This window comes from Arthrobacter sedimenti, from assembly GCF_042652025.1.
GTDB lineage: Bacteria > Actinomycetota > Actinomycetes > Actinomycetales > Micrococcaceae > Arthrobacter > Arthrobacter sedimenti.
This window is the reverse complement of record NZ_JBHSDQ010000004.1, coordinates 261463-282980: the sequence shown is the minus strand read 5'-3', so window position 1 is coordinate 282980 and position 21518 is coordinate 261463. Positions and strand designations below refer to the sequence as shown.

Genomic DNA, 21518 nt, shown 5'->3' with positions numbered 1-21518 from the left:
CATGACTGTTACTGAAACCCATCTCCCCGCATCAAAGGCGCCCGCCACCGTGGAACACGTCCTGACCCTGGACTGCCCGGAAGGCCCCGGCATTGTGCACGCAGTGTCCGGGTTCCTGCTGGAACACGGCTGCGACATCATCGACAACAAGCAGTTCGGTGAGCGCTCCGAAGGCCACTTCTTCATGCGCGTGCACTTCGTCTCCGAAGGCGACGATTCCACGCTGGAGGAGCTGCGGACCTCGTTCGCCCCGGTGGCGGAAAAGTTCGGCATGCGCTGGCAGCTGGAACGCCAGGGCTCCAAGCGTAAGGTCCTGATCATGGTGTCCAAGTTCGGGCACTGCCTCAACGACCTGCTGTTCCGGTCCCGGATCGGCGAACTGCCCGTGGAGATCGTTGCGGTGGTGTCCAACCACCGGGACCACGAGGCCCTGGTGGAGTGGCACGGCATCCCGTTCCACCACATCCCGGTTACGGCCGACACCAAGCCCGCCGCGGAAGCGGCACTGATGGCGCTGGTGGACGGACTGGACGTGGAACTGGTGGTGCTGGCCCGTTACATGCAGGTGCTCAGCGATGACCTGACCCGGAAGCTGGACGGGCGGGCCATCAACATCCACCACTCGTTCCTGCCCAGCTTCAAGGGTGCCAAGCCGTACCACCAGGCCTACGCCCGCGGCGTCAAGACGGTCGGTGCGACCGCTCACTACGTCAACGCCGAGCTGGATGAGGGACCCATCATCTCCCAGCAGGTGGTGGACGTGGACCACACCTACGGGCCGGAGGACCTGGTGGCCGCCGGCCGCGACACCGAATGCAAGGCCCTGTCCAACGCCGTGAAGTGGCACTGCGAAGGCCGGGTCATCCTGCAGGGCAACCGCACCGTGGTGCTGCGGTAGCGGAACAAGCCTCCACACGAAAGCGCGGCCGGCTGTCCCAAGGGACAGCCGGCCGCGTTGCTGTATTACCGGCCCATTTTGCATTGCCGCGGGACGGGGCGGGAGAGTTGGGGAAACACCAACCCCTTTGAGGAGATCCCAGGATGAATGACCGGCCGATGGGCGACCAGGTACTGGAACTGGACGACGTTTCGTTCCGCCGGGATGGCAGGGAAATCATCAGCGGGATCTCGCTCTCGGTCAAAGCCCGAGAACACTGGGCATTGCTGGGTGCGAACGGAGCCGGGAAGAGCACCCTCATGGCGCTGTGCGGGGCTGTCAACCACCCCAGCTCCGGCACGGTCTCTGTCCTGGGCGAACGCCTGGGCCGGGTGGAAATGAAGGCGCTTCGCCGGTCCATCGGCCATGTAAACCCGCGCCACCAGATCCTTGCACCTCTCACCATCCGCCAGGTTGTACTGACCGGGCTGACCGGCAGTAACGAACTGTCGCCGCGATGGGAGCCCACCCATGCCGAGCTGGCCAAGGCTGACGCCCTGGTGGAACAGTTCGGCCTGGCCCCCAAAGCCGGACTGCGCTGGCCCACCCTCTCCCAGGGCGAGCGTGGGCGTGCGCTGATCGCCCGGGCGCTCATCTCCTCCCCGGAGTTGCTGCTGCTCGATGAACCCTGCACCGGTCTGGATATCGCTGCCCGGGAGCAACTGCTGGAGACCATCGACGACCTCGCTTACACCCACCCGCGCATGGCGTCCGTCCTGGTCACCCACCATCTCGAGGAACTGCCTGCCACCACCAGCCACGCGCTGCTGATCACAGCCGGGCAGGCCGTGGCCGCCGGGCGCGCTGCCGAGGTCATCACGAGCGAAAACATCACTGCCGCCTTCGGGCACCCCATCGACGTCGAGTACCGGCACGAGCGCTGGACCGCCCGCACGGGCCGCAGCAGCAGGCACGGAAGCCACCGGCGGCATGCGGAAGAAGTCGCTGTTCCCTGAGAACCACCGACTCGTAAACCGAAAGACCCCTGCCGCGAAGCCACCCAGCTTACGGCAGGGGTCTTTTTCGTGTGCAGCAATGCCTTACCGCTTCCGCCGGGAGCAGGCACTGCGCTGACATACAACAACTGGGCGCTGGCGGACAACGGGCTGCCGCGCCGCGCTGCCAGTCTGGATTCCATAGCAATTTTCCCCAACTCATGACCGTTAAGAAGGATCAAATGAGTATTTCGAATTCCGAGCCCCGGACCACTGACGCTCCGGTCAAGGAGCGCTCAACTGCCCTCCGCGCCGGCAGCATCGGCGTCCTGGGTATCCTCTTCTTCGTCCTGTCGGCACAGGCGCCCCTGACGGGGATCGTGGGTGCCTCGCCGCTTGCCGCCGCGCTTGGCAACGGTGCCGGCGCACCCGGCGCCTACCTGATCGTGGGCATCGTCATCGTGATCTTCGCAGTGGGCTTCGTGGCCATGAGCCGCAAGATCCAGGCCAACGGCGCGTTCTACGCCTACGTCACTGCTGCGTTCGGCAGGAAGACGGGTGCCGGCGCCGCCTGGCTGGCCCTCCTTGCCTACAACACCGTCCAAGCCGCCATGTACGGGCTTTACGGTTCCGCCTTTTCGGGACTGCTGGCCTCCATTGGACTTCAGGTTCCGTGGTGGCTGCTGGCCCTGGCCACCATGGCCGGGGTCCAGGTGCTCGGTTCCCTGAACATTGAACTCGGCGCCCGCGTCCTGGCCCTGCTGGTGGGGCTCGAGGTGGCAATCCTGCTGCTGTTCGGCTTCACCGTCCTGTTCAGTGGCGGCGGCCCCGAAGGCATCAGCGTGGCCGCGTCCTTCTCGCCCGAAGCGATCGGCGCCGGTGCGCCCGGCGTGGCCATCATGTTCGCCGTGGCGTCCATGTTCGGCTTCGAGTCCACCGCCATCTACTCGGCGGAAGCCAAGGATCCGCACCGCACAGTGGCCCGGGCAACCTACCTGTCCGTCGGCGTCATCTCAATCTTCTTCGCCTTCATTTCGTGGATGCTGGTTAGCTACTACGGCCCGTCCCAGGTGATGGGTGCTGCAGGTGCCGCCCTCGAATCAGGGGACGCCACCTCGTTCGTGATCGGCCCCCTGGTGGAGCTGTTCGGCCCGTGGGCGGGCGTCGTGGCGGGCATCCTGCTGGTCACGTCGCTGCTGGCGGGCATCATCGCGTTCCACAACGGCATCAACCGCTACCTGCACTCCCTGGCCCTGCAGGGCTCCATGCCCGCCGTCCTGGCCCGGACCAACCGGCACCGCGCACCCGCCGTCGCTGCCTGGATCCAGTCCGCTGCCGCCGTCGTGCTGGTGCTTCCGTTCGCCATCCTTGCCCTGGACCCGGTCCTGACCCTCTTCTCCTGGTTCAGCGGCCTGGCCGTGGCTGCGCTGCTGGTCCTCTACATGCTGTGCTCGGTCGCCGTGGTCAGCTTCTTCCGCCGCGAACGTGCCGGCGCCCAGCTCTGGCAAACCAGGATCGCCCCGGTGCTGGCAACGGTGCTGCTCGGGTGGGTCCTGTTCCTGGTGGTCAGCAACTTCACCGCCCTGATCGGTGGCAGCGCTGAAACCGCCACCGCCCTGCTGGCCGTCGTACCGGTGGTCTTCCTGGCCGGGGTGCTGGTGGAATCCGTGATCGAGCGGCGGAGCCACGCCACCGCCGCCCGTCCGGTGCTCAGCCGGCCGTAAGGCGTTCCTGCCCCACCGCCTGTTCCGAAGCGCCTGCACCGGCCCGGCGCGGACCACCACGTCCGCGCCGGGCCAATGCGCGTGCTGCCAGGAAGACCGCGGCCACGAGCAAGGCGGCCACCCCTGCAGCCCAGGAACTCCGCGGCCAGGCCCCGGCCAGGCCCAGGAATGCCGGAACCGTGGCCGTCACCTGGCTTGCCAGGACCAGCGCCCAGCCAGCGAACGGTTCCAGCCGTACCGCGCCCAGGGCTGAGGAGGCGAACAGCAGACCCCACAGCACCGACCAGCACACCCAGAGCACGGCGAGCAGCGGGTCGGTGCCCAGCCAGGTTCCCGCCAGCAGCAGCCCCACGAAAGCCACCATGCCGCAGAACCAGCCCAGTCCCTTCGAACCCAGCCCCAGCAGGACGTCCAACCCGGCATAGACGTAGGTCAGTCCGAACAGGAACATGCCGGCCGCCGTCATGAGGGCTTCGGTGCCGGTGCCGGCGCCGGAAAGATGCACGACGCCGAGCACCAGTTGGGTACCGCCGAGCACCAGGCTGAACGCGGCTCCGTCGCGGCGGGGGAGCTGCCCGAGCGCCGCCAGCCCGTTGACCAGCAGCGCGGCGCCGGAGAGGAGAAGGCAAATGTAGGGCATCAGTGCCTCCTTCCGGTGCTAGGGCGAGGCTTGGCGGTTATCGAATAATGGAATTTTGCTGTCACATTACGGAGGTTAGTGGAGCTGGGGGGATCGGCCTACTGGTGCCCGGTCGTAATCGGATAGGTTGAAACGTGAACCTTCGAAGCGACGGTGCTTTCCTGTGCCGTCCTTCATGTCGGCAAAGTTAGGAACTGTTCATGGACGCACGGCTCGAATCCATCAAGGACACTGTCCTCGCGCGGAACCCCGGCGAAGCGGAGTTCCACCAGGCGGTGGTAGAGGTGTTCGAAAGCCTTGGTCCGGTCCATGACAGGCACCCCGAATTCCTTGAGGCTGCCATCCTGGAGCGCCTCTGCGAGCCCGAACGGCAGATCATCTTCCGCGTTCCCTGGACCGACGACTCCGGCCGTGTCCAGATCAACCGCGGCTTCCGGGTGGAGTTCAACTCGGCGCTGGGCCCCTATAAGGGCGGCCTGCGCTTCCATCCGTCGGTATACCTGGGCATCGTCAAGTTCCTCGGCTTCGAGCAGATCTTCAAGAACGCCCTCACCGGCATGCCCATCGGCGGCGGCAAAGGCGGCTCCGACTTCGATCCCCGCGGCCGCAGCGATGCCGAAGTCATGCGGTTCTGCCAGTCCTTCATGACCGAGCTCTACCGCCACATCGGCGAGTACACGGACGTGCCGGCAGGCGACATCGGCGTGGGCGGCCGTGAAATCGGCTACCTCTTCGGCCAGTACAAGCGCATCACCAACCGCTACGAGTCCGGTGTCCTTACCGGCAAGGGCATCTCCTGGGGCGGCTCCCTGGTCCGCCCGGAGGCAACCGGCTTCGGAACCGTCATCTTCACCCAGGAAATGTTGAAAACCCGCGGCACGTCCTTGGACGGCCAGCGCGTGGTGGTCTCCGGGTCCGGCAACGTGGCCATCAATGCGATCGCCAAGGCGCAGACCCTCGGCGCCACCGTTGTGGCCTGCTCCGACTCGTCAGGCTACGTGGTGGACGAGGCGGGGATCGACGTCGACCTCCTCCGCGAGGTGAAGGAAGTGGAGCGAGGCCGCCTGAAGGACTACGCGGAACGCCGCGCCGGAGTCTCCTACGTGGACGGCGGCTCAGTCTGGGACGTGGACGCCACGGTGGCGCTGCCGTGCGCCACGCAGAACGAGCTCGACGGCGATGCTGCCGCCCGTCTGGTGCGCGGCGGACTGCTGGCGGTCGGCGAAGGGGCCAACATGCCCTCCACCCGCGACGCAGTGGCGGTGTTCCAGGAAGCTGGGGTGCTGTTCGGACCCGGCAAGGCTGCCAATGCCGGCGGCGTGGCCACGTCGGCCCTGGAGATGCAGCAGAACGCCAGCCGCGATTCATGGTCCTTCGAACACACGGAGGAACGGCTCACGGAGATCATGGTGGGCATCCACGACCGCTGCGCCGCCGCCGCCGACGAGTACGGCGAACCCGGAAACTACGTGCTGGGTGCGAACATCGGCGGGTTCGTGAAGGTGGCCGACGCGATGCTGGCGCAGGGGCTGATCTAGGCGGGTTGCTTCAGCCGTCCCGCCGCCACTGGCTGGGCGAAACACCAAACGCGTCCCGGAAGGTGCGGCTGAAATGGGCGGCATCCAGGAACCCCCAGCGCGCTGCTACCGCCCCTACCGGTTTGCCCGCGTGCAGCGGGTCCCGGAGTTCGCGCCGGGCCCCTTCGAGCCGCTGTGTCCGGATCCAGCCGGCCACCGTGGTTCCGGACTCATGGAAGACGTTGTGCAGGTGCCGGGTGGAGATGAAATGCGCCGCGGCAATGCTCGCGGGGGAGAGCAGGGGGTCGGAGAGGTTCGCTTCGATGTACTCCCGGACCGAGACGGCCAGCAGCGCCTGCGGCTTCATCCGGTCCGGGATGATGTCCATTTCCGCGTGCAGCATGGTGGACACCAGATCCAGGGCGTTGGTGGCAAGCCGGGCTCCGCTGGGCCCGTTCAGGACGTCCAGGTTGGCTGACAGCTCCCGGATGAACTGGCCAACTATTCCGCTGAGGCCCCCGCTGCCCATGCGGACCGCTGCGAGCTGTCCCACATAGTCGGTGGGCAGGGACAGTGCGTCGCAGGGGAACATCAGCACCATGATCCGGGTCTGTTCCTCGAATGCGAGGGTGTATGGCCTGTTGGTGTCATAAATGGCCAAGTCGCCGGGTTGCAGGACCGCTTCGCGGTTGTCCTGGATCAGCAGGCCGGTGCCCTCCAGTTGCAGGTTCAGCTTGAAATAGCGCTCGTGGGCTTGGGCGATCAGCGCCGGCGTGCGGTGCACCTCATGCGAGGTGGCGGTCACCTCCACGACGGACATCCGGTCCAGCGCGCGGGAGCGCATCCGGCCCCGGAAGCCGTCGACGTCGGCCGTCCGGGCGTTGAGCGGCACAAAGGACTCGGCCACCATGTGCTTCCAGTGATCGAATGACGTGGCCACGCTGGATGTCAGATCCTGGCGTGGGGGACTGGCGGTTGCGCCGGTTTTTGCGGTTGCTGGCATGGATCTTCCTCGCGACGGATGGCCACTCGACGTTCCCCGTTGGCGTGCCCTGCGACACAGTGCTTTCAGGTTAACGCCCGGCGAAACGTTTTTCAACGGTTGGCGAAAATAAGAAGTCGTGCTCTTCCAGCCACGCTTCAGCCTGCCGTGCCATGATCGGGCAATGAAGTCCACGACGGTTACCGGCGACCATCACCGGAACTTCAACTCCCGGGCGCACCATTCGCGGCTTCGGGTGCTGGTCATGCTGGTCATTGGCCTCGCTGCGGCGCTGTTGGTCGGCCCTTCGGGGGCCTGGGCCTACGCGCCAGCGCTCGGGTGGGCAGCGGCCTCGGCCACCTACCTGGTCTGGGTGTGGAGCGTCATCGGGCGGCTCGGGCCCGCGGCCACCGCCGCCCATGCCCGGCGGGAGGATCCGGGCCGCGTCTTTTCGGACGCCCTGGTGCTCACTGCCACGGTGGCCAGTTTTGCGGGGGTGGCCTTGATCCTGCTTGACGCCTCCAATGAGCAGGGCGGAGCAAAGGACGCCACGGTCGGCATGGCACTGGGCAGCATCGCCCTGTCATGGTTCCTGGTGCACACGCTGTTCACCCTCCGGTATGCCGCCATCTACTACCGGGACGGCACCGGCGTCGATTTCAACGAGGAATCCCAGCCCCGCTACTCGGACTTTGCGTACCTGGCCTTCACTGTCGGCATGACCTTCCAGGTCTCGGACACCAACCTGAAAACCAATGCCATCCGCTCCACGGTCCTGCGGCAGGCGCTGCTGTCCTACCTCCTGGGCGCCATCGTCCTGGCCACCACCATCAACCTGGTTTCGGGGCTCATTCACTAGCCGATAGAAGCCGCGCCCTCAGGAGCCGGCCTGCCTGGGGCCGGGGATTTATCCTGAGCGCATGGTTGAGATGAGAGTGAACTGGCACCGGCAGCACAAAGAGGGCCTCAGTGCGGGCGACAGGGCTGCGGACAGGCTCCGGAACGGCATGGGCAGTTGGCCTTTCGTGGGCATCTTCGTGGGCTTCATGGTGCTCTGGGCGGCGGTGAATTCCTACGTCCTGGCCACTAATGCATGGGACCCGTACCCCTACATCCTGCTGAATCTGTTCCTGTCAATGCTTGCTGGGCTGCAGGGTGCCATCCTGCTCATTGCGGCCAAGCGCCAGGATGCCATCGCCTCTGCCATGGCCCAGCATGACTATGAGACAGATGTGCGCGCGGCCGCCCAAATCGAAATGCTCATGGACATCAACGCCGAACAGCTGAAGTTGTTGCAGGAGCTCCGGGACTTGCGCGACAAACCCTAGAAACGCCAATGGGTGCAGCCCCCGCTGGAGCTGCACCCATTGTTGTAAGACGCGGACTAATCCTTCTTGAAGGCGTCCTTGACGTTCTCGCCGGCCTGCTTCAGGTCCGATTTGGCCTGGTCGGTCTTGCCTTCGGCCTTCAGGCTCTCGTCACCCGTTGCGCTGCCGGCAGCTTCCTTGCCCTTGCCGCCAAGCTTCTCTGCGGCGTTGCCGATCTTGTCATCCAAACCCATGGAGGTGCTCCTTACAGTTGGTGCTCTCCCTGGCCAAAGCCAGAGCCTGACCCCTCCATACTAAGCATGCTTTCGACTTTGGTGCCCATCCGGCGTCGTACTTTTTTGTGAAACGGGTCAGGAGCATCCCAGAAGTGCCAGGTAGCCCTCGAGTTGTTCCGCGTGGCCAAAGTCCACCCGTCCGTCCGATGCCAGGGCTGCCTCGATCTGCGCTCCGAGCAGCATGTTGAGCAGTTGGCCGGCAAGGACGGAGTCGTCGACGGCGGCGCTCACGTCCCCGCTGTCCCTCGCCTCGGCGAGGAAGCGGCGGATGGAGGCCAGCCATTCGTCCATGGACTGCTGGTGGATCGCGGCTTTCTGGCGGTCATTGATGGCCCTTTGCCAGAACGGAACCACGATCCTCGCCTCGTTCACGCGTTCCTCGTCAAGGGGGAGGACTTCGAGGCAGAAAGCCCGCAGCGCGTCCAACCCGGCCTTGCCCGCAGTCACCCGAGCGATGCGCTGATTGGTCCGGTTGAACACGTGGCTGAACGCAAATTCCAGCAGCGTGTCCTTGGTGGGGAAGTACGGCTTCAGGGCACCGTTGGCGAAGCCTGCCTCCGTGGCGATCTCCCGCATGGTGGCGCTTTCCAGGCCCTGACGGGCAATGATCCGCCAGGTGGCATCCACGAGTTCCAGGCGGCGCTCGTCATGGTCAACAATCTTCGGCACCGCGGCCACTCCCCGGAAATATTCGGCTCAACCTCTTGTGAGCCATGTTACGGACCTTTATTCTCTACAACTATAGAAAATAAACCAGCGGCCGGTGACGGCCCTGACAAAAGGCTCTCCCATGACTCTTGCACCCACCGAAACTGCCTCCGCCTTCCGCCTGGCATCAGCGCCGGAAATCCTGGATGTGCGTTCCATCCTGCACGCCGAAGGCCATCTGGGCCCGCAGCACCGGATCGCCTACCTGGGCCTGCTGGACCCCGCCCGGGGTGGTGGCCCTGCCACGGCGGACCGGCGCTTCCGCGTCTTTATCCACGACGTTTCCGGGGCTGCGCCGCGCGACGCCGTCGTCTCCACCGCCCAGCAGAAGGTGCTCTCCGCCGTCGAACTCGACACCGCGGTGACCGGCGAACTGCCCGTCCTGGAGGAGGAGTTCGAGGTGGTGGAGTCGCTCCTGGCCACCGATGAGCGATGGCTCAAGGCGCTGGCGGACCGCGGGCTCGCTGTCGAAAAAGTCCGGGTGGCCCCGCTGTCCGCAGGCGTCTTTGAGTATGCGGAGGAAAAGGGCCGGCGCATCCTTCGCGGGCTGGCCTTCGTGCAGGACTTCCCGGAGGACAGCGCCTGGGCGCACCCCGTCGACGGCCTGGTGGCGTACGTGGATGTGGTCAGCAAGGAGGTCACCCAGGTGATCGACCTCGGCGCCATCCCCATCCCCGCCGAACACGGCAACTACACGGACCCGGAGCTGACCGGCCCCATCCGCGAAACCCAGAAGCCCATCAGCATCACCCAGCCCGAAGGGCCGAGCTTCACCGTCACCGGCGGCAACCACGTGGAGTGGGAAAAGTGGAGCGTGGACGTCGGCTTCGATGTCCGCGAAGGCGTGGTGCTGCACAACCTGGCCTTCCAGGACGGTGGCCGGAAGCGGCAGATCATCAACCGCGCCTCCATCGCCGAAATGGTGGTCCCGTACGGCGACCCGTCGCCCATCCGGTCCTGGCAGAACTACTTCGACACCGGCGAATACCTGGTGGGACAGTACGCCAACTCGCTGGAACTGGGCTGCGACTGCCTGGGTGAGATCACGTACCTCAGCCCCGTCATCAGTGACGCGTTCGGAAACCCACGCGAAATCCGCAATGGCATCTGCATGCATGAGGAGGACTGGAGCATCCTCTCCAAGCACTCCGACCTGTGGAGCGGTGTCACCTACACCCGCCGCAACCGCCGGCTGGTGATCTCCTTCTTCACCACCATCGGCAACTACGACTACGGCTTCTACTGGTACCTCTACCTGGACGGCACCATCGAATTCGAGGCCAAAGCCACCGGCATCGTCTTCACCTCCGCGTTCCCCGACGGCGGCTCGGACAACATCTCCCAGCTGGCCCCTGGCCTGGGTGCGCCCTTCCACCAGCACCTGTTCAGCGCCCGGCTGGACATGGCCATCGACGGGTTCACCAACCGTGTGGAGGAAGAGGATGTGGTCCGGCAGCCAATGGGCCCCGGCAACGAGCGCGGCAACGCCTTCTCCCGCAGGCGCACGGTGCTTTCGCGCGAATCCGACGGCGTCCGTGAAGCCGACGCCCGCGCCGGCCGGACCTGGATCATCTCCAACCCCGAATCCCGCAACCGGCTGGGCGAGCCCGTGGGCTACAAACTGCACCCGCACAACCAGCCCACGCTGCTGGCGGACCCGGAATCGTCCATCGCCCGCCGCGCCGCTTTCGCCACCAAGGACGTGTGGGTCACGCGGTACGCGGACGACGAGCGCTACCCCACCGGCGACTTCGTGAACCAGCACGCCGGCGGTGCCGGACTGCCCGCCTACGTGGCGCAGGACCGGGACATCAACGGCCAGGACATCGTCGTCTGGCACACCTTCGGCCTCACCCACTTCCCCCGGGTGGAGGACTGGCCCATCATGCCCGTGGACACGGTGGGCTTCAAGCTCCGCCCCGAGGGCTTCTTCGACCGCAGCCCCGTTCTAGACGTCCCCGCCAACCCCAACCAGCAGGCGTCCTCCTGCCACAGCGAGGGCGGCAGCGGTGGTTGCCACTAGCCTTGTACCTGCTCCGGCAGGGAGTACGACGGCGGCGGGACGGGTCCGTGCCAATGGTCCCGTCCTGCATCCCCGGCTGGTGGCCGTGGTCACCACGGTGTCCTGCGCGGTGCACCTTTGGGTGGCCGTCTCGGGGCATCACGGTGTGTGGCTGGGCGTCCTGATGGTGGCGCTCGCCGCCGTCTGCCTGCCCTGCACGGGCCACATCTGGCGGCACTGCAGGCTGGGCGCCCTGCACCAGGTCACGGTGGCCGCCGTGGCCATGGCTGCACTGCACGCTTTGCTGCTGCTCGGCAGTGGCGCCGGACACGCGCATGGTGCGCCGGCGCCGTCGTCCGCTGTTGCTGTCTCCGGCGGTACGCAACTGTTGCTGGTAATCGCCCTGGAACTGGCAACGGCTTTGTCCGCAGCCACGCTGGTGGCCCGACTGCGGCACTTGTCTGTGTAGGTGCCGTGCTTAGCCGGCAGGCACGCCCAGCGGGCGGGCGACATGCAGCTGGCCGTGGTCAACGAGCCACTCGACGGCTTCAAAGATGGCCTGCTCCGGCTCGTATCGCGGAGCGTAGCCCAGGACTGAGGCCGCCTTTTCAATGCTGAAACACTGGCTGCGGTAGAGGTGGCCCCAGCTGGACTCGGCGTAGTCCCGCGTCGTGTCTTCCCGGAAGCGGTCCCACGTGACCGTCTCCAGCACCGCGGCGTGGCCAAACCAGGCCGCAGCGATGTCCGCGTAGCCGCGGACGGTCAGTGCGGTGGGGGCGACGATGTTGAAGTCCTCGCCGGCAGCAGCTTCCCGCTGTGCGATGGCCTTCTCAAAGGCCTGGGCCACGTCATCGGCATGCACGTGGTGCATGAGCTCGGCGCCGCTGCCGGGAACCCGGAGGGGCTGGCCGGCGGAGATGGTCTGCCAGACTGCGGGGTCGAGGTTTCCCAGCGGGCCGATCGGATGCCAGCCCGGTCCGACGATATGGCCTGGGTGCAGCGACGTGGTGGCCAGTCCGCCGCGCGCCGTTTCCTCCTTCAACATCAGGGCGATCCGGTTCTTCTGGACGCCGTACTCGCCGAAAGGCTCCGCGGCCGAGTCCGATCCTTCCCTGATGGGCAGCTTCAGGCTTTGACCGTACCGCCAGACGGAGCCGCAGTGCAGCAGGTGCCCCACCTCGCCGCGCAGGCTTTGCACCAGCGATGCTGCCGATTCAAGGGTGAAGCAGACCAGGTCCACCACAGCATCCGGTTTCAGGGCGGCCACCCGGTCCCCGAAAGTCCCGTCGCGGTCCTCCGCCTCCCGGTCTGCGGTGACCTGGTGCACATCCTGCCACTCGGGTGCCTCGCTGTAGGGCTTGCGGCTGCCGCGGCTGATGACGGTGACGTCGTGGCCCGCACGGACCAGCCGGGGAACCAGGAACGACCCGATGTGGCCGCTGCCGCCGATGACGGTGACTTTCATTGTTCTCCGATCGTTGTGTTCCCTCCACCGTAGGGCCCTGGCAACAGGAAAGGGAGGTCCTGGCGGACCCCCCTTAACCGGCGGCACTCTACGCGATCAGGCCGGCTTGGCGAACTCCGCTGCGCTCATGACCTCGTAGCTGACATATGTCTCATCGTTCTCAACCCAGGCGTCATGGCCGGCCGGGATGGAGTAGGCGTCCCCGGCGTGGATGGTCATCCGGCTCCCGTCGTCCAGCTGCACTGTCAGGGTCCCTGCGGTGCAGACACCAAGGTGGCTGACTTGGCAGCTGTCCGTATGGACCACCGTCTTGACGGTTTCCGACCAGCGCCAGCCGGGCTCGAAGGTGAACCGGCCAAGGGTGGCGCCACCAATGTTTACTACGTCCACCTGAGTCTTGGGAGGGCGGCGCTTTTCATCCGGTTGGTCAAATGATTTGGACTCCAGGTCCTTCACCGTTACTGCGGGCATTGCTGGCTCCTTCGTAAGGAGTGGTTATTGAGTTCGTCCGGGGCTGTGCGCGGCCGGGAATCGGGGCCGGCAGGGCGGGATGTGCCCCGTCCAGAGCCTGCCGGACCCATGGATCAACGCTCTCAAATCTGCTCTTGCGCGCACCCGATGTCAATGACGGTTTTCGGCCTGGAACCACTCCCGCCCGGGGTTGGTCACCGAGGGGGCGGAACGGTCAAGGCCCGGCTGCGCCGCCCACTTCGCACCGTTGGCCAGAACGCGCTGGACCTGCGGGTGGTGGTACACCGGGTACTCCTGGTCGCCCGGGCTGAAGTAGAAGATGCGGCCCTTGCCCCGGGTAAAGGTGACGCCGGAGCGGAACACCTCACCGCCCGCGAAGGAGCTGATGAAGATCAGGTCGTCCGGGTCCGGAATGTCGAACAGCTCGCCGTACATCTCCTGCTCGGGGATGACGATGGGGCTGTCCACGCCTTCCGCGATGGGATGCGAGGGCTTCACGGTCCACACCAGTTCGCGCTCGCCGTCGTTCCGCCAGGAAAGGGAGCAGCTTGTCCCCAGCAGTTTGGTGAAGATCTTCGAGAAGTGCCCCGAGTGGAGCACGATCAGCCCCATCCCGCCCAGCACGTGCCGGTGGACGCGTTCGACGGCGGCATCGCTGACCTCGGCGTGGGCTATGTGCCCCCACCAGAGCAGGACGTCGGTGCCCGCGAGCACCTCCTCCGCAAGGCCGTGCTCATCATCTGTGGCGAGGACCGCCGTCGTAACCTCCGCGTCCGGAAGGTGGGAGCGAAGCCCCGCAGCGATGGCGCCGTGGATGCCGTCGGGGTACATCGTGCCAATGTGGGACGGCTCGTTGTTGGCCTCATGCGCGCCCTCGTTCCACATCCGGATCCGCAGTTTGCTGTTCATCAGAGCCGCACCTCCCTCTGCTCCAGTGCCGACTGGTAGCAGGCATCGATGATTTGTGCCCGGTAAAGCGCCAGGGAGCCGTCATGCCGGCCCCACACCTGGGCACCGCCGCGCACGGCAGCGACGAAATCCTCCACCACTGCATCGTGGGCGCGGCCGGGTATGACGGCGGGCATGTAGTCGGCGGATTCGCCGTCCTTGTCAGTGAACACCCGGAGTTCGCCGATGGGTGGAAAAGGAGCCCCATGGGCCTTGAGCTCGGCGCCGCCGTCGGTGCCGTAGACCGTGAACTCCAGCTGGTCGTCCGCTTCCCGGTATGTGGCCCAGCTTGCTTCGACCACAAGCGTTCCGCCGCCTTCAAGCCGCAGGAAGGCCGAGGCAAAGTCCTCCACCTCGAACGCGTGGCTGGAGGCCTGGGCCGTGAACCGGGTGCCGCCGCCCCTGCCCTGCGGCCCGAGCTCCGAGTGGGTGGCGGCGGAGACAGCCACAACTTTCGGTTCGCCCAGAAGGTACAGCGCGTAGTCCAGTGCGTGGACACCGATATCGGCGAGCGGTCCGCCGCCGGACAGCTCAGGGTTGGTGAACCAGCTGCCCAGGGTGGGGATGCCCGAGCGGCGCAGCCAGGATGCCTTGGCGTAGTAGGGGCGGCCCAGGCCGCCGTCGTCAACGACCTGCTTGAGGGCCTGGATGTCCCCACGGCGGCGGTGGTTGAACGCAACGTCCAGCACGCGCCCGGCCCTCCGCGCCGCGTCCACCATGGCCTGGCCTTCCACGGCATTGCGCGCAATCGGCTTCTCGCTCAGCACATGAAGCCCGCGTTCCAGCGCGGCGATCGCGACCGGCGCGTGCAGGAAGGTGGGAAGTGCCACGCTGACGGCGTCCAGGCCGCCGTGGTCCAGCATCTCCTTCCAGTCGGCGAAGCCGTTCGGGATGGAGTATTCGGCCCGCAGTGAGTCCCGGAGCTCATTTTCCATTCCTGCGAGCGAGACGATGCGGACGCCCTCGATGGCGGCGTAGGCCTTCAGGTGCTGCTGGCCGGCCCAGCCGATGCCCACCACGCCCACCCTGAGCTCAGTGGGAGGCATGCGGGAGGGCTGCGTGCTGTTCAAGGGCTGGCTCCTTCGGGGTGGGTTGCTGCCCGGATTTCCCCAGCCTAGCCCCGCAACCGCCTGGTCCTGCGCTGCCACGTCGTCCTGCCCCTGAAACATCAGGTGCTCCTGCGCCTTGCGTTACACCTGAAACCCCGGCGCAAATGAAGGAAACCATCATTTAACACCCCTGAAACCCAACCAGAAATGGCCGCCATAGATTGAGACCAGACGGCAAAAGCCGCCCCTCCGCCGCACGTGGTTTCTCCGTCCACGTCCCTCCGGCGAAACGGCTCTGACGGCAACTCACCGCTCTGTTCGCATCTTGAAAGGGGTTTCCCATGGACTCGGGAAATGTCGCTTGGATTTTGGCCAGCTCGGCGCTGGTTTGCATGATGATCCCCGCCCTGGCCCTGTTTTACGGGGGCATGGTGGGGTCGCGCCGCATCCTCAACATGATGATGATGTGCGTCGGCGGCGCCAGCCTGGTGGCCGTCCTGTGGGCCCTGTTCGGGTACTCGATGGCCTTCGGCAACTCCGTCGGCGGCCTGGGCCTGATCGGTGACGTCACCGAATTCCCCGGCATGGGGCAGCTGCTGGCCAAGGATGATTCGGCGTCCATCCCGGTCATCCTGTTTGCCGCATTCCAGCTGTTCTTTGCCTGCGTCACCACGGCCCTGGTTGCCGGAGCCGCCGCAGGCCGGATGAAGTTCGGCGCCTGGATGCTGTTCGCGGGCATCTGGGCCACTATTGTCTACTTCCCGATTGCACACTGGGTCTTTGCGTTCGACTCGGCGGACGGCAGCACCGTGGGCGGTTGGATCGCCAACGGCATCAAGGCCATCGACTTCGCCGGCGGCACCGCGGTGCACATGAACGCCGGCGCCGCAGCCCTGGCACTTGCACTGGTCCTGGGCAAGAGCTCCGGCTGGCCCAAGGTGGAACACGCCAAGCCGCACAGCCGCCCGCTGGTGCTGCTGGGCGCAGGCCTGCTCTGGGTGGGCTGGTTTGGCTTCAACGCCGGCTCCGCCCTCTCCGCCGGCCAGTCGGCGGCGGTGGTGTTCCTCAACACCGCCGTGGCAGCTTCCACCGGCCTGCTGGCCTGGGCGCTGGTGGAGCGGTTCCGCCACGGCGCGGCCACCAGCATGGGCGCCGCCTCTGGCCTGGTCGCAGCCCTTGTGGCCATCACTCCGGCCTGTGGCGCGGTCAGCCCGCTGGGTGCACTGGCCATCGGTGCGATCGCCGGTGCCGTCTGCTCGCTGGCCATCGAATGGAAGTTCCGCCTGGGCTTCGACGACTCGCTCGACGTCGTAGGCGTCCACTTGGTGGGTGGCATCCTTGGCACCCTGCTGATCGGGCTCTTCGCCACGGACAAGGCTCCGAACGGCGTCAGCGGCCTCTTCTACGGCGGCGGGTTCGAACTGCTGGGCGTGCAGGCCCTGGCCACAGTTACGGTGCTGGCTTACTCCTTCGTCGTCACGTGGGTCCTGGCCAAGATCCTGGACAAGGCCATGGGCGGCCTCCGCATCAAGCCCGAGGACGAACTGCGCGGCATCGACCTTGCAGCGCACTCCGAGCTGGCGTACCTGACGGACGAGGACCCGGTGGAGTTGGGCTCGCCGCAGCGGGTCTGACCCCGCACGTCCAGCGCACCAGTCAGGGCCAAACCTTGGACCGGTGCCGGCAGCCGCCGGCTTATAGTTCCGAGGTTTGGCCCTTCTGCGTGGCCAGGAATTTTGCGCGTAGTGCCTAGTGTTCCGTGCAGATCAGGTTTCCGTCGCGCACTTCCAGCACGGCTGCCCGGACATGGCTAAGATGCGTGCGCGGGTCCGGTGCCATCGTGTCGATGTCCTCGCCGCCCCAGTAGGGATGCGTGAAGTAGACCAGCAGCGCCCGCTGCGTGCCGCCGTCGGACGTTCCACCTTGCATTCCCTCCGGAAGGGGCACCACGTCCGGCAGGGGCACCACATCAGCATGGCGTCCGACGACGGCCCTTCCGTCCACCGATTCCGGCGCCGTGAGGATCAACCCGCCAAGGTGTTCCTGCCGGACCCAGGTGCCCGCCGCAGCATCGGAGCGGTAGACGGCCTGGCCGCGCCATTCGTCCACGATCATCCAGTACTTGCCGCCAAGCTGAAAGACCTTGGGGCCTTCGTGCGGCCGGCCGGGGATGGCGACGCCTTCCAAAACCCACGAGGACGGGTCGTCCGGGGTGTCGCTGACCGCGCTGTACGTGTTGGAGCCCCTGGCCTCGTCCTTGTACCAGAGCCGGTACCGGCCGTCGCCGCAGAGGGCGACGGCGGCGTCGATCACGCGCGGCGAGTCCAGGTCGATGGCCCCCAGGTACTCCCAGTTTTCCAGGTCCCGGCTGGCGAACTGGACAATTTCCGCCTTCCCGGTCCAGTCCGTCCGCCTGCCGCCCAGGATGGTCAGGTACATGATCCACCGGTCGCCGATGCGGACAACGTCGGGCGCCCAGAGGGTTGCCGGCAGTTCCGTTCCGGGTGGGACGAGTCCCTCCACGGTGCCCTGGTAGCGCCAGGTTGTGCCGCCGTCGGACGACCGCGCGACGCCGATGCCGGTGCCGTGCACCCATTCCACTCCGGTCAGTCCCGGGGCGGTGGCGCGGCGCTGGGTATAGAAGAGCACCCACTCGCCCTTGAGGTGGTCCGCCACAAGGATGGGGTCGGTGGGGCCATCCCAGACCGGATCGCGGTAGGGGACGGTGAAGGCGTCCGGGCGCAGGGGCAGCAGCGGCGCTGGTGCGGCGGACTGCTCTGCCGTTGATGGGGCTGTCTGCTGGTGGTTCACCGGTTTCTCCAACGTTGTAGTTTTACGTTGGAACCAGCATATTCGCCCGTTGACGACGCGCAAACGCATCCGCGCTGCGCAGGTTCCCTGGCGCGGCGGATATGTGGGCCGCGAAAAGGAACACGCGCGTCGAATACCACGATCCGCGTCGAGAACCGCGCCCCGCAGTCCTACTCCTTGAACAACCCCGCCAGGTCCTCGGCCGTGATGGCCCCGCCGGCCAGGGCGTCGCCTTCCATGACGTCCGCGAACAGCTGCGACTTCCGGGTCTTGAGCGCCATGACCTTTTCCTCGATGGTGTCCTTGGCCACGAGCCGGTACACCATGACGTTCCGGTCCTGGCCGATACGGTGCGTCCGGTCCACCGCCTGCGCCTCGGATGCCGGGTTCCACCAGGGATCCAGCAGGAAGACATAGTCGGCCTCGGTGAGGTTCAGGCCGAATCCACCGGCCTTGAGCGAAATCAGGAACACGGGCGCGGTGCCGTTCTTGAACTCGCTGACCACGTCGGCCCGGTTCCGCGTTCCGCCGTCGAGGTAGCAGTACTCGATCTCCTCCTGGTCCAGCCGCTCCCGGACCTTGCCCAGGAATCCGGTGAACTGGCTGAAGATCAGTGCCCGGTGCCCCTCGGCCACCAGGTCCTCGAGCTGTTCGAACAGCACATCCAGCTTCGAGGACCGCACCGCGGACAAGGCAGGATCCACCAGCGAAACGTCCAGGCTGAGCTGCCGCAGCAGGGTCAGCGACTGGAAAATGGTGAACCGGTTCTTGTTGACGTCCTCGATCAGCCCCAGGATCTTCTGCCGCTCGCGTTGCAGGTGCGTCTGGTACACCTTCTGGTGCCGCGGATTCAGCACCACCTCCAGGACCTGCTCCTGCTTGGGCGGCAGGTCCTTGATCACCTGGTCCTTGGTGCGGCGCATCATCAGCGGACGGACCCGGCGCCGGAGCTTCTCCAGCTGCCCTTTGTCGCCGTTCTTCTCCACCGGCTTCTGGTAGTACTCCGCGAAGCGCTTGGGGCTGGAGAAGAGGCCCGGCGCCACGATGGACGTCAGTGACCAGAACTCCATGAGGTTGTTCTCCAGCGGCGTGCCGGTGATGGCCAGCTTGAACGCCGCCGGCAGCTTGCGGGCGCACTGGTAGGCCTTGGACTGGTGGTTCTTCACGAACTGCGCTTCGTCCAGCACCAGCCCGGACCAGGTGCGGGAGGCGTAGGACTCGTAGTCGATGCGGAACAGGGCATAGGACGTGATTACGATGTCTGCGCCGCCCAGGGCTTCCGCCACATCCTGCCCGCTCTTGGCAAAGGTCTCGCCAACAGTCCGGACGGTCAGGCCCGGAGCGAAGCGTGCGGCTTCCGCGGCCCAGTTGCCCACCACGCTGGTGGGCGCCACCACCAGGAAAGGCGCGACGGCGGCAGGCCGGTTTGCGCCGTCCACAACGGAGACAGCGGCAGCACCGCCGTCGGACTCGGCCAGGGCCGACGCAGCTTCAACAGCCAGCTCCTTCGCCGCACACATCAGTGCCAGCGCCTGCACCGTCTTGCCCAGGCCCATGTCGTCAGCGAGGATGCCGCCCAGTCCGTGCTTGTACAGGAAGCTGAGCCAGTTGAACCCCTCCAGCTGGTACGGACGCAGTTCGGCGTTCAAGGTAGCCGGCAGCGGCAGTCCGTCCGTGCCGCCCTCCAGCAGGCCGCCCACCGCGGACCGCCAGGCCGCGGCCTGTTCATCGACGATCCCCAGCTGCGCCAGCTCGTCCCACAACCCGGCCTGGAACCGGCTGATCTGCAACGGCGCGTCCTTGTTGTCCTGCAGCGACCTGGCTTCCTCGATCAGGGCCCGCAGCTGGTGCAGTTCCGGCAGGTCCAGCGAGAAATAGGCGCCGCTGGGCAGCAGCATCTTGGTCTGGCCGGCGGCGAGGGCTGAAAATACGGCAGCGAAGGAAACGGGCTGGCCCTCCAGGGAAATCTGGATGCCCAGGTCGAACCAGTCGCGCTGTTCCGTAGCCTTGGTGGAGATGGACACCACGGGCGCTTCCTCGGCCTCGCGGTAGTCCGCGATCTCGCCTACGGTCTCCACATCCACGTCCGGCGCCTCCCGCAGCCGCGGCAGCACTTCCTCCGTGAACGCCAGCGTATCCAGGCCTGTCAGCTCGGCAGAAGCCGCCAGCCGGGGCGTGCCCCAGCCGCCGGTGGCCGATTCGCCCAGGGCGGGCACCACATCCCAAGGCTGGCCGACGCCCTCCAGGATGCGGGACTCGGCGGTGTCGTCACGGTAGCCGGCATCGCCGGGGTGCCGCCATAGGGGTTGGGCGGTGACCAGCTTGCCGGTTTTGTAGTGCCACTCCCAGTGCAGCCGCACGCGGTGGTCGGCACCGTAGTTCGCCAGCAGCGACAGGGTGGGGAGGGCGAGTTCGGGCAGTTCCACGGATTCGTCCCGCGCCGTCACCCGGGCCGTCTGCTTCAGTTTCGGGTAGAAGCCCGTCAGGAACCGCGACTCGTCCTTAGCCGGGATGTGCAGCGTGCTTCCCGCCGTGACGAACGCCAGCAGTTCCTCGCTCAGCCCGTTCTCGAGCGGGGCCAGGGTAATGGTTCCGTTGGGGTCGGGCACGCCCGGCAGTGACGCCTCCCCGGAGGTAAAGAACAGCCCGTGCGCCGGCCGGCCGATGGTGCCCACCGACGCCGGATCAACCTCTGCGCCCTCAACGGTGATGGTGGGCGAAAGCTCCAGCCCGCCGTCGGACGCGTCTGCCGTGGCGGCGTCCACCCCGGACGGCTCGGCCACCGGAGCCCCGTACCGGCTCAGGGAAAGTCCGACGGCGGCAGGGGCCTCGGCGATGCGGACCGGCTCGGTGCCGCGCGAGTGGACCAGGGCGAGCCCGATCTTCCGGGCGTCGGACAGCAGGCCCCAGAGGTTCTTCCCCGCATAGGAGTTCAGCCCCAGCCACAGGCCCGCGGAGTTGTGCATCCGGCTGGCGGAGGAGGAGTGGCCGGCCAGGAACTCCTGCAGCCACTCCACGTGCGCCTGGTTCGACTCCCGCCGGAAGTTCAGGTAGCTCAGGGTGTTCCAGGAAACGTCGCCGCGGATCCACTTGCCCTTGGCGCCCATGATGACGGGCCGGACCTTGAGCTGCCGCACTCCGCGGACCGGATCCCGGCGCCCCGTGTAGGAAAAGTGCGGGGGCGGTTCCTCCACCTCGAACTGCAGCGCCAGGGGAACCCCGCTGGTGGAGGGGGCGGAACCCGGCTGGGAGATCAGCGGGCTGAGGGCCTGCTCCCAGTCGGAAAGGGCGGTGGAGGGTGCGCGGGACACCTGCGTCGCGGTGGACGGCGCCAGCAACTGCATCCGGACCGAGGGGTTGTCCTCCGCGGCGAAGAGCAGGGCCGCCACATGCTTGCAGTCCTTCCGGACGGGGCAACTGCAGACACCCACGGTGCAGCTCCAGCCGCCGGCCTTGCGGACCAGCTTGGCCGTGGTGGAGTAAGGAACCTCCGCGCCGCCCCGGACCTTTCCCAGCATGAGGCCCGTACCGCCGTCGAACGATATGCCGGAGACCCTGCTGGCCATGGCATACGCCAGTCCGGCCGCCAGCGAGCGGTCGTTGATGGCAGGTGTCTGTATTGCCAGATCCGCACTTTCGTCCGGTTGGGATGGCATGGTGGCACTACTTTCGGGAGGTCACGGCGGGGCCGGGTCCGGTGGGTGGCTATCTGATCCATCTTAGTTC

19 protein-coding genes are annotated in these 21518 nt (G+C 66.5%); 9 read left to right on the top strand and 10 right to left on the bottom strand.

The features are described 5' to 3' along the window. The first annotated feature begins 1 nt into the window (after window position 1). The 3 genes from purU to ACFO0G_RS11900 all read left to right on the top strand — a co-directional run bounded on the left by purU (window position 2) and on the right by ACFO0G_RS11900 (window position 3596). Window positions 2-898, top strand: a complete 897-nt coding sequence (gene purU / locus ACFO0G_RS11910; protein ID WP_286399858.1) for a formyltetrahydrofolate deformylase — start codon at window positions 2-4, stop codon at window positions 896-898. Between the two features lie 143 nt (window positions 899-1041). Then, on the top strand, window positions 1042-1893 hold the full coding sequence (locus tag ACFO0G_RS11905) for an ABC transporter ATP-binding protein (protein WP_286399855.1): 852 nt from the start codon (window positions 1042-1044) through the stop codon (window positions 1891-1893). 221 nt (window positions 1894-2114) lie between these two features. Beyond that, window positions 2115-3596 carry an APC family permease gene (locus ACFO0G_RS11900; RefSeq protein WP_286399852.1) on the top strand — a complete coding sequence of 494 codons (1482 nt, stop codon included), beginning with the start codon at window positions 2115-2117 and terminating at the stop codon, window positions 3594-3596. Here ACFO0G_RS11900 and ACFO0G_RS11895 read toward each other — a convergent pair. Beyond that, the gene (locus tag ACFO0G_RS11895; protein WP_286399849.1) at window positions 3583-4236 is read right to left on the bottom strand and encodes an AmiS/UreI family transporter; all 654 of its coding nucleotides are present in this window, start codon (window positions 4234-4236) and stop codon (window positions 3583-3585) included. The genes ACFO0G_RS11900 and ACFO0G_RS11895 overlap by 14 nt on opposite strands. Window positions 4237-4436: 200 nt before the next feature. On the opposite strand from ACFO0G_RS11895, the gene gdhA reads away from it, so the two are divergent. Then, the gene (gdhA, locus tag ACFO0G_RS11890) at window positions 4437-5774 is read left to right on the top strand and encodes an NADP-specific glutamate dehydrogenase (RefSeq protein WP_376977795.1); all 1338 of its coding nucleotides are present in this window, start codon (window positions 4437-4439) and stop codon (window positions 5772-5774) included. 10 nt (window positions 5775-5784) lie between these two features. On the opposite strand, the gene ACFO0G_RS11885 is transcribed toward gdhA, so the two are convergent. Continuing rightward, window positions 5785-6756 (bottom strand): AraC-like ligand-binding domain-containing protein, encoded by a 972-nt coding sequence (locus ACFO0G_RS11885; RefSeq protein WP_376977793.1) that lies wholly within the window; start codon window positions 6754-6756, stop codon window positions 5785-5787. A gap of 163 nt (window positions 6757-6919) precedes the next feature. On the opposite strand from ACFO0G_RS11885, the gene ACFO0G_RS11880 reads away from it, so the two are divergent. Further along, window positions 6920-7594 (top strand): DUF1345 domain-containing protein, encoded by a 675-nt coding sequence (locus ACFO0G_RS11880; protein ID WP_286399842.1) that lies wholly within the window; start codon window positions 6920-6922, stop codon window positions 7592-7594. Between the two features lie 61 nt (window positions 7595-7655). Then, complete coding sequence (locus tag ACFO0G_RS11875) at window positions 7656-8063, top strand: DUF1003 domain-containing protein (protein ID WP_286399839.1); 408 nt, start codon at window positions 7656-7658, stop codon at window positions 8061-8063. 56 nt (window positions 8064-8119) lie between these two features. On the opposite strand, the gene ACFO0G_RS11870 is transcribed toward ACFO0G_RS11875, so the two are convergent. Beyond that, entirely contained in the window at window positions 8120-8296 is a 177-nt protein-coding gene (locus ACFO0G_RS11870) for a CsbD family protein (RefSeq protein WP_214946270.1), read from the bottom strand. Between the two features lie 117 nt (window positions 8297-8413). Next, window positions 8414-9007 carry a TetR/AcrR family transcriptional regulator gene (locus ACFO0G_RS11865; RefSeq protein ID WP_376977789.1) on the bottom strand — a complete coding sequence of 198 codons (594 nt, stop codon included), beginning with the start codon at window positions 9005-9007 and terminating at the stop codon, window positions 8414-8416. 121 nt (window positions 9008-9128) lie between these two features. Between ACFO0G_RS11865 and ACFO0G_RS11860 the strand changes: the two genes are divergently transcribed. Continuing rightward, window positions 9129-11069: a primary-amine oxidase gene (locus ACFO0G_RS11860; protein WP_286399833.1), complete on the top strand. Its 1941-nt coding sequence runs from the start codon at window positions 9129-9131 to the stop codon at window positions 11067-11069. Further along, entirely contained in the window at window positions 11056-11517 is a 462-nt protein-coding gene (locus ACFO0G_RS11855) for a hypothetical protein (RefSeq protein ID WP_376977787.1), read from the top strand. The genes ACFO0G_RS11860 and ACFO0G_RS11855 overlap by 14 nt, the downstream gene beginning before the upstream one ends. A gap of 9 nt (window positions 11518-11526) precedes the next feature. Here ACFO0G_RS11855 and ACFO0G_RS11850 read toward each other — a convergent pair whose 3' ends face one another. The 4 genes from ACFO0G_RS11850 to ACFO0G_RS11835 form a co-directional block, all read right to left on the bottom strand. Continuing rightward, complete coding sequence (locus tag ACFO0G_RS11850; protein ID WP_376977785.1) at window positions 11527-12513, bottom strand: NAD-dependent epimerase/dehydratase family protein; 987 nt, start codon at window positions 12511-12513, stop codon at window positions 11527-11529. A gap of 96 nt (window positions 12514-12609) precedes the next feature. Continuing rightward, window positions 12610-12984 carry a cupin domain-containing protein gene (locus tag ACFO0G_RS11845; RefSeq protein ID WP_376977783.1) on the bottom strand — a complete coding sequence of 125 codons (375 nt, stop codon included), beginning with the start codon at window positions 12982-12984 and terminating at the stop codon, window positions 12610-12612. A 150-nt stretch (window positions 12985-13134) separates the two neighbouring features. Then, the gene (locus tag ACFO0G_RS11840) at window positions 13135-13893 is read right to left on the bottom strand and encodes a ThuA domain-containing protein (protein WP_376977781.1); all 759 of its coding nucleotides are present in this window, start codon (window positions 13891-13893) and stop codon (window positions 13135-13137) included. Beyond that, window positions 13893-14978: a Gfo/Idh/MocA family protein gene (locus ACFO0G_RS11835; RefSeq protein WP_376977995.1), complete on the bottom strand. Its 1086-nt coding sequence runs from the start codon at window positions 14976-14978 to the stop codon at window positions 13893-13895. Before ACFO0G_RS11835 ends, ACFO0G_RS11840 begins: the two co-directional genes overlap by 1 nt. Window positions 14979-15322: 344 nt before the next feature. On the opposite strand from ACFO0G_RS11835, the gene ACFO0G_RS11830 reads away from it, so the two are divergent. Beyond that, window positions 15323-16615, top strand: coding sequence for an ammonium transporter (locus tag ACFO0G_RS11830; RefSeq protein WP_286399802.1), 1293 nt, complete (start codon window positions 15323-15325; stop codon window positions 16613-16615). A gap of 115 nt (window positions 16616-16730) precedes the next feature. Here ACFO0G_RS11830 and ACFO0G_RS11825 read toward each other — a convergent pair whose 3' ends face one another. Then, window positions 16731-17792 (bottom strand): glycoside hydrolase family protein, encoded by a 1062-nt coding sequence (locus tag ACFO0G_RS11825; protein WP_376977778.1) that lies wholly within the window; start codon window positions 17790-17792, stop codon window positions 16731-16733. Between the two features lie 170 nt (window positions 17793-17962). Next, the gene (locus ACFO0G_RS11820) at window positions 17963-21448 is read right to left on the bottom strand and encodes a DEAD/DEAH box helicase (RefSeq protein ID WP_376977776.1); all 3486 of its coding nucleotides are present in this window, start codon (window positions 21446-21448) and stop codon (window positions 17963-17965) included. Window positions 21449-21518: the final 70 nt, after the last annotated feature.

Excerpts from the sequence above, each read along its gene's own strand:
- purU (WP_286399858.1), top strand. The coding sequence starts at position 2 with ATGACTGTTACTGAAACCCATCTCCCCGCATCAAAGGCGCCCGCCACC.
- ACFO0G_RS11905 (WP_286399855.1), top strand. The coding sequence starts at position 1,042 with ATGAATGACCGGCCGATGGGCGACCAGGTACTGGAACTGGACGACGTT.
- ACFO0G_RS11900 (WP_286399852.1), top strand. The coding sequence starts at position 2,115 with ATGAGTATTTCGAATTCCGAGCCCCGGACCACTGACGCTCCGGTCAAG.
- ACFO0G_RS11895 (WP_286399849.1), bottom strand. The coding sequence starts at position 4,236 with ATGCCCTACATTTGCCTTCTCCTCTCCGGCGCCGCGCTGCTGGTCAAC.
- gdhA (WP_376977795.1), top strand. The coding sequence starts at position 4,437 with ATGGACGCACGGCTCGAATCCATCAAGGACACTGTCCTCGCGCGGAAC.
- ACFO0G_RS11885 (WP_376977793.1), bottom strand. The coding sequence starts at position 6,756 with ATGCCAGCAACCGCAAAAACCGGCGCAACCGCCAGTCCCCCACGCCAG.
- ACFO0G_RS11880 (WP_286399842.1), top strand. The coding sequence starts at position 6,920 with ATGAAGTCCACGACGGTTACCGGCGACCATCACCGGAACTTCAACTCC.
- ACFO0G_RS11875 (WP_286399839.1), top strand. The coding sequence starts at position 7,656 with ATGGTTGAGATGAGAGTGAACTGGCACCGGCAGCACAAAGAGGGCCTC.
- ACFO0G_RS11870 (WP_214946270.1), bottom strand. The coding sequence starts at position 8,296 with ATGGGTTTGGATGACAAGATCGGCAACGCCGCAGAGAAGCTTGGCGGC.
- ACFO0G_RS11860 (WP_286399833.1), top strand. The coding sequence starts at position 9,129 with ATGACTCTTGCACCCACCGAAACTGCCTCCGCCTTCCGCCTGGCATCA.
- ACFO0G_RS11850 (WP_376977785.1), bottom strand. The coding sequence starts at position 12,513 with ATGAAAGTCACCGTCATCGGCGGCAGCGGCCACATCGGGTCGTTCCTG.
- ACFO0G_RS11845 (WP_376977783.1), bottom strand. The coding sequence starts at position 12,984 with ATGCCCGCAGTAACGGTGAAGGACCTGGAGTCCAAATCATTTGACCAA.
- ACFO0G_RS11840 (WP_376977781.1), bottom strand. The coding sequence starts at position 13,893 with ATGAACAGCAAACTGCGGATCCGGATGTGGAACGAGGGCGCGCATGAG.
- ACFO0G_RS11835 (WP_376977995.1), bottom strand. The coding sequence starts at position 14,978 with ATGCCTCCCACTGAGCTCAGGGTGGGCGTGGTGGGCATCGGCTGGGCC.
- ACFO0G_RS11830 (WP_286399802.1), top strand. The coding sequence starts at position 15,323 with ATGGACTCGGGAAATGTCGCTTGGATTTTGGCCAGCTCGGCGCTGGTT.
- ACFO0G_RS11820 (WP_376977776.1), bottom strand. The coding sequence starts at position 21,448 with ATGCCATCCCAACCGGACGAAAGTGCGGATCTGGCAATACAGACACCT.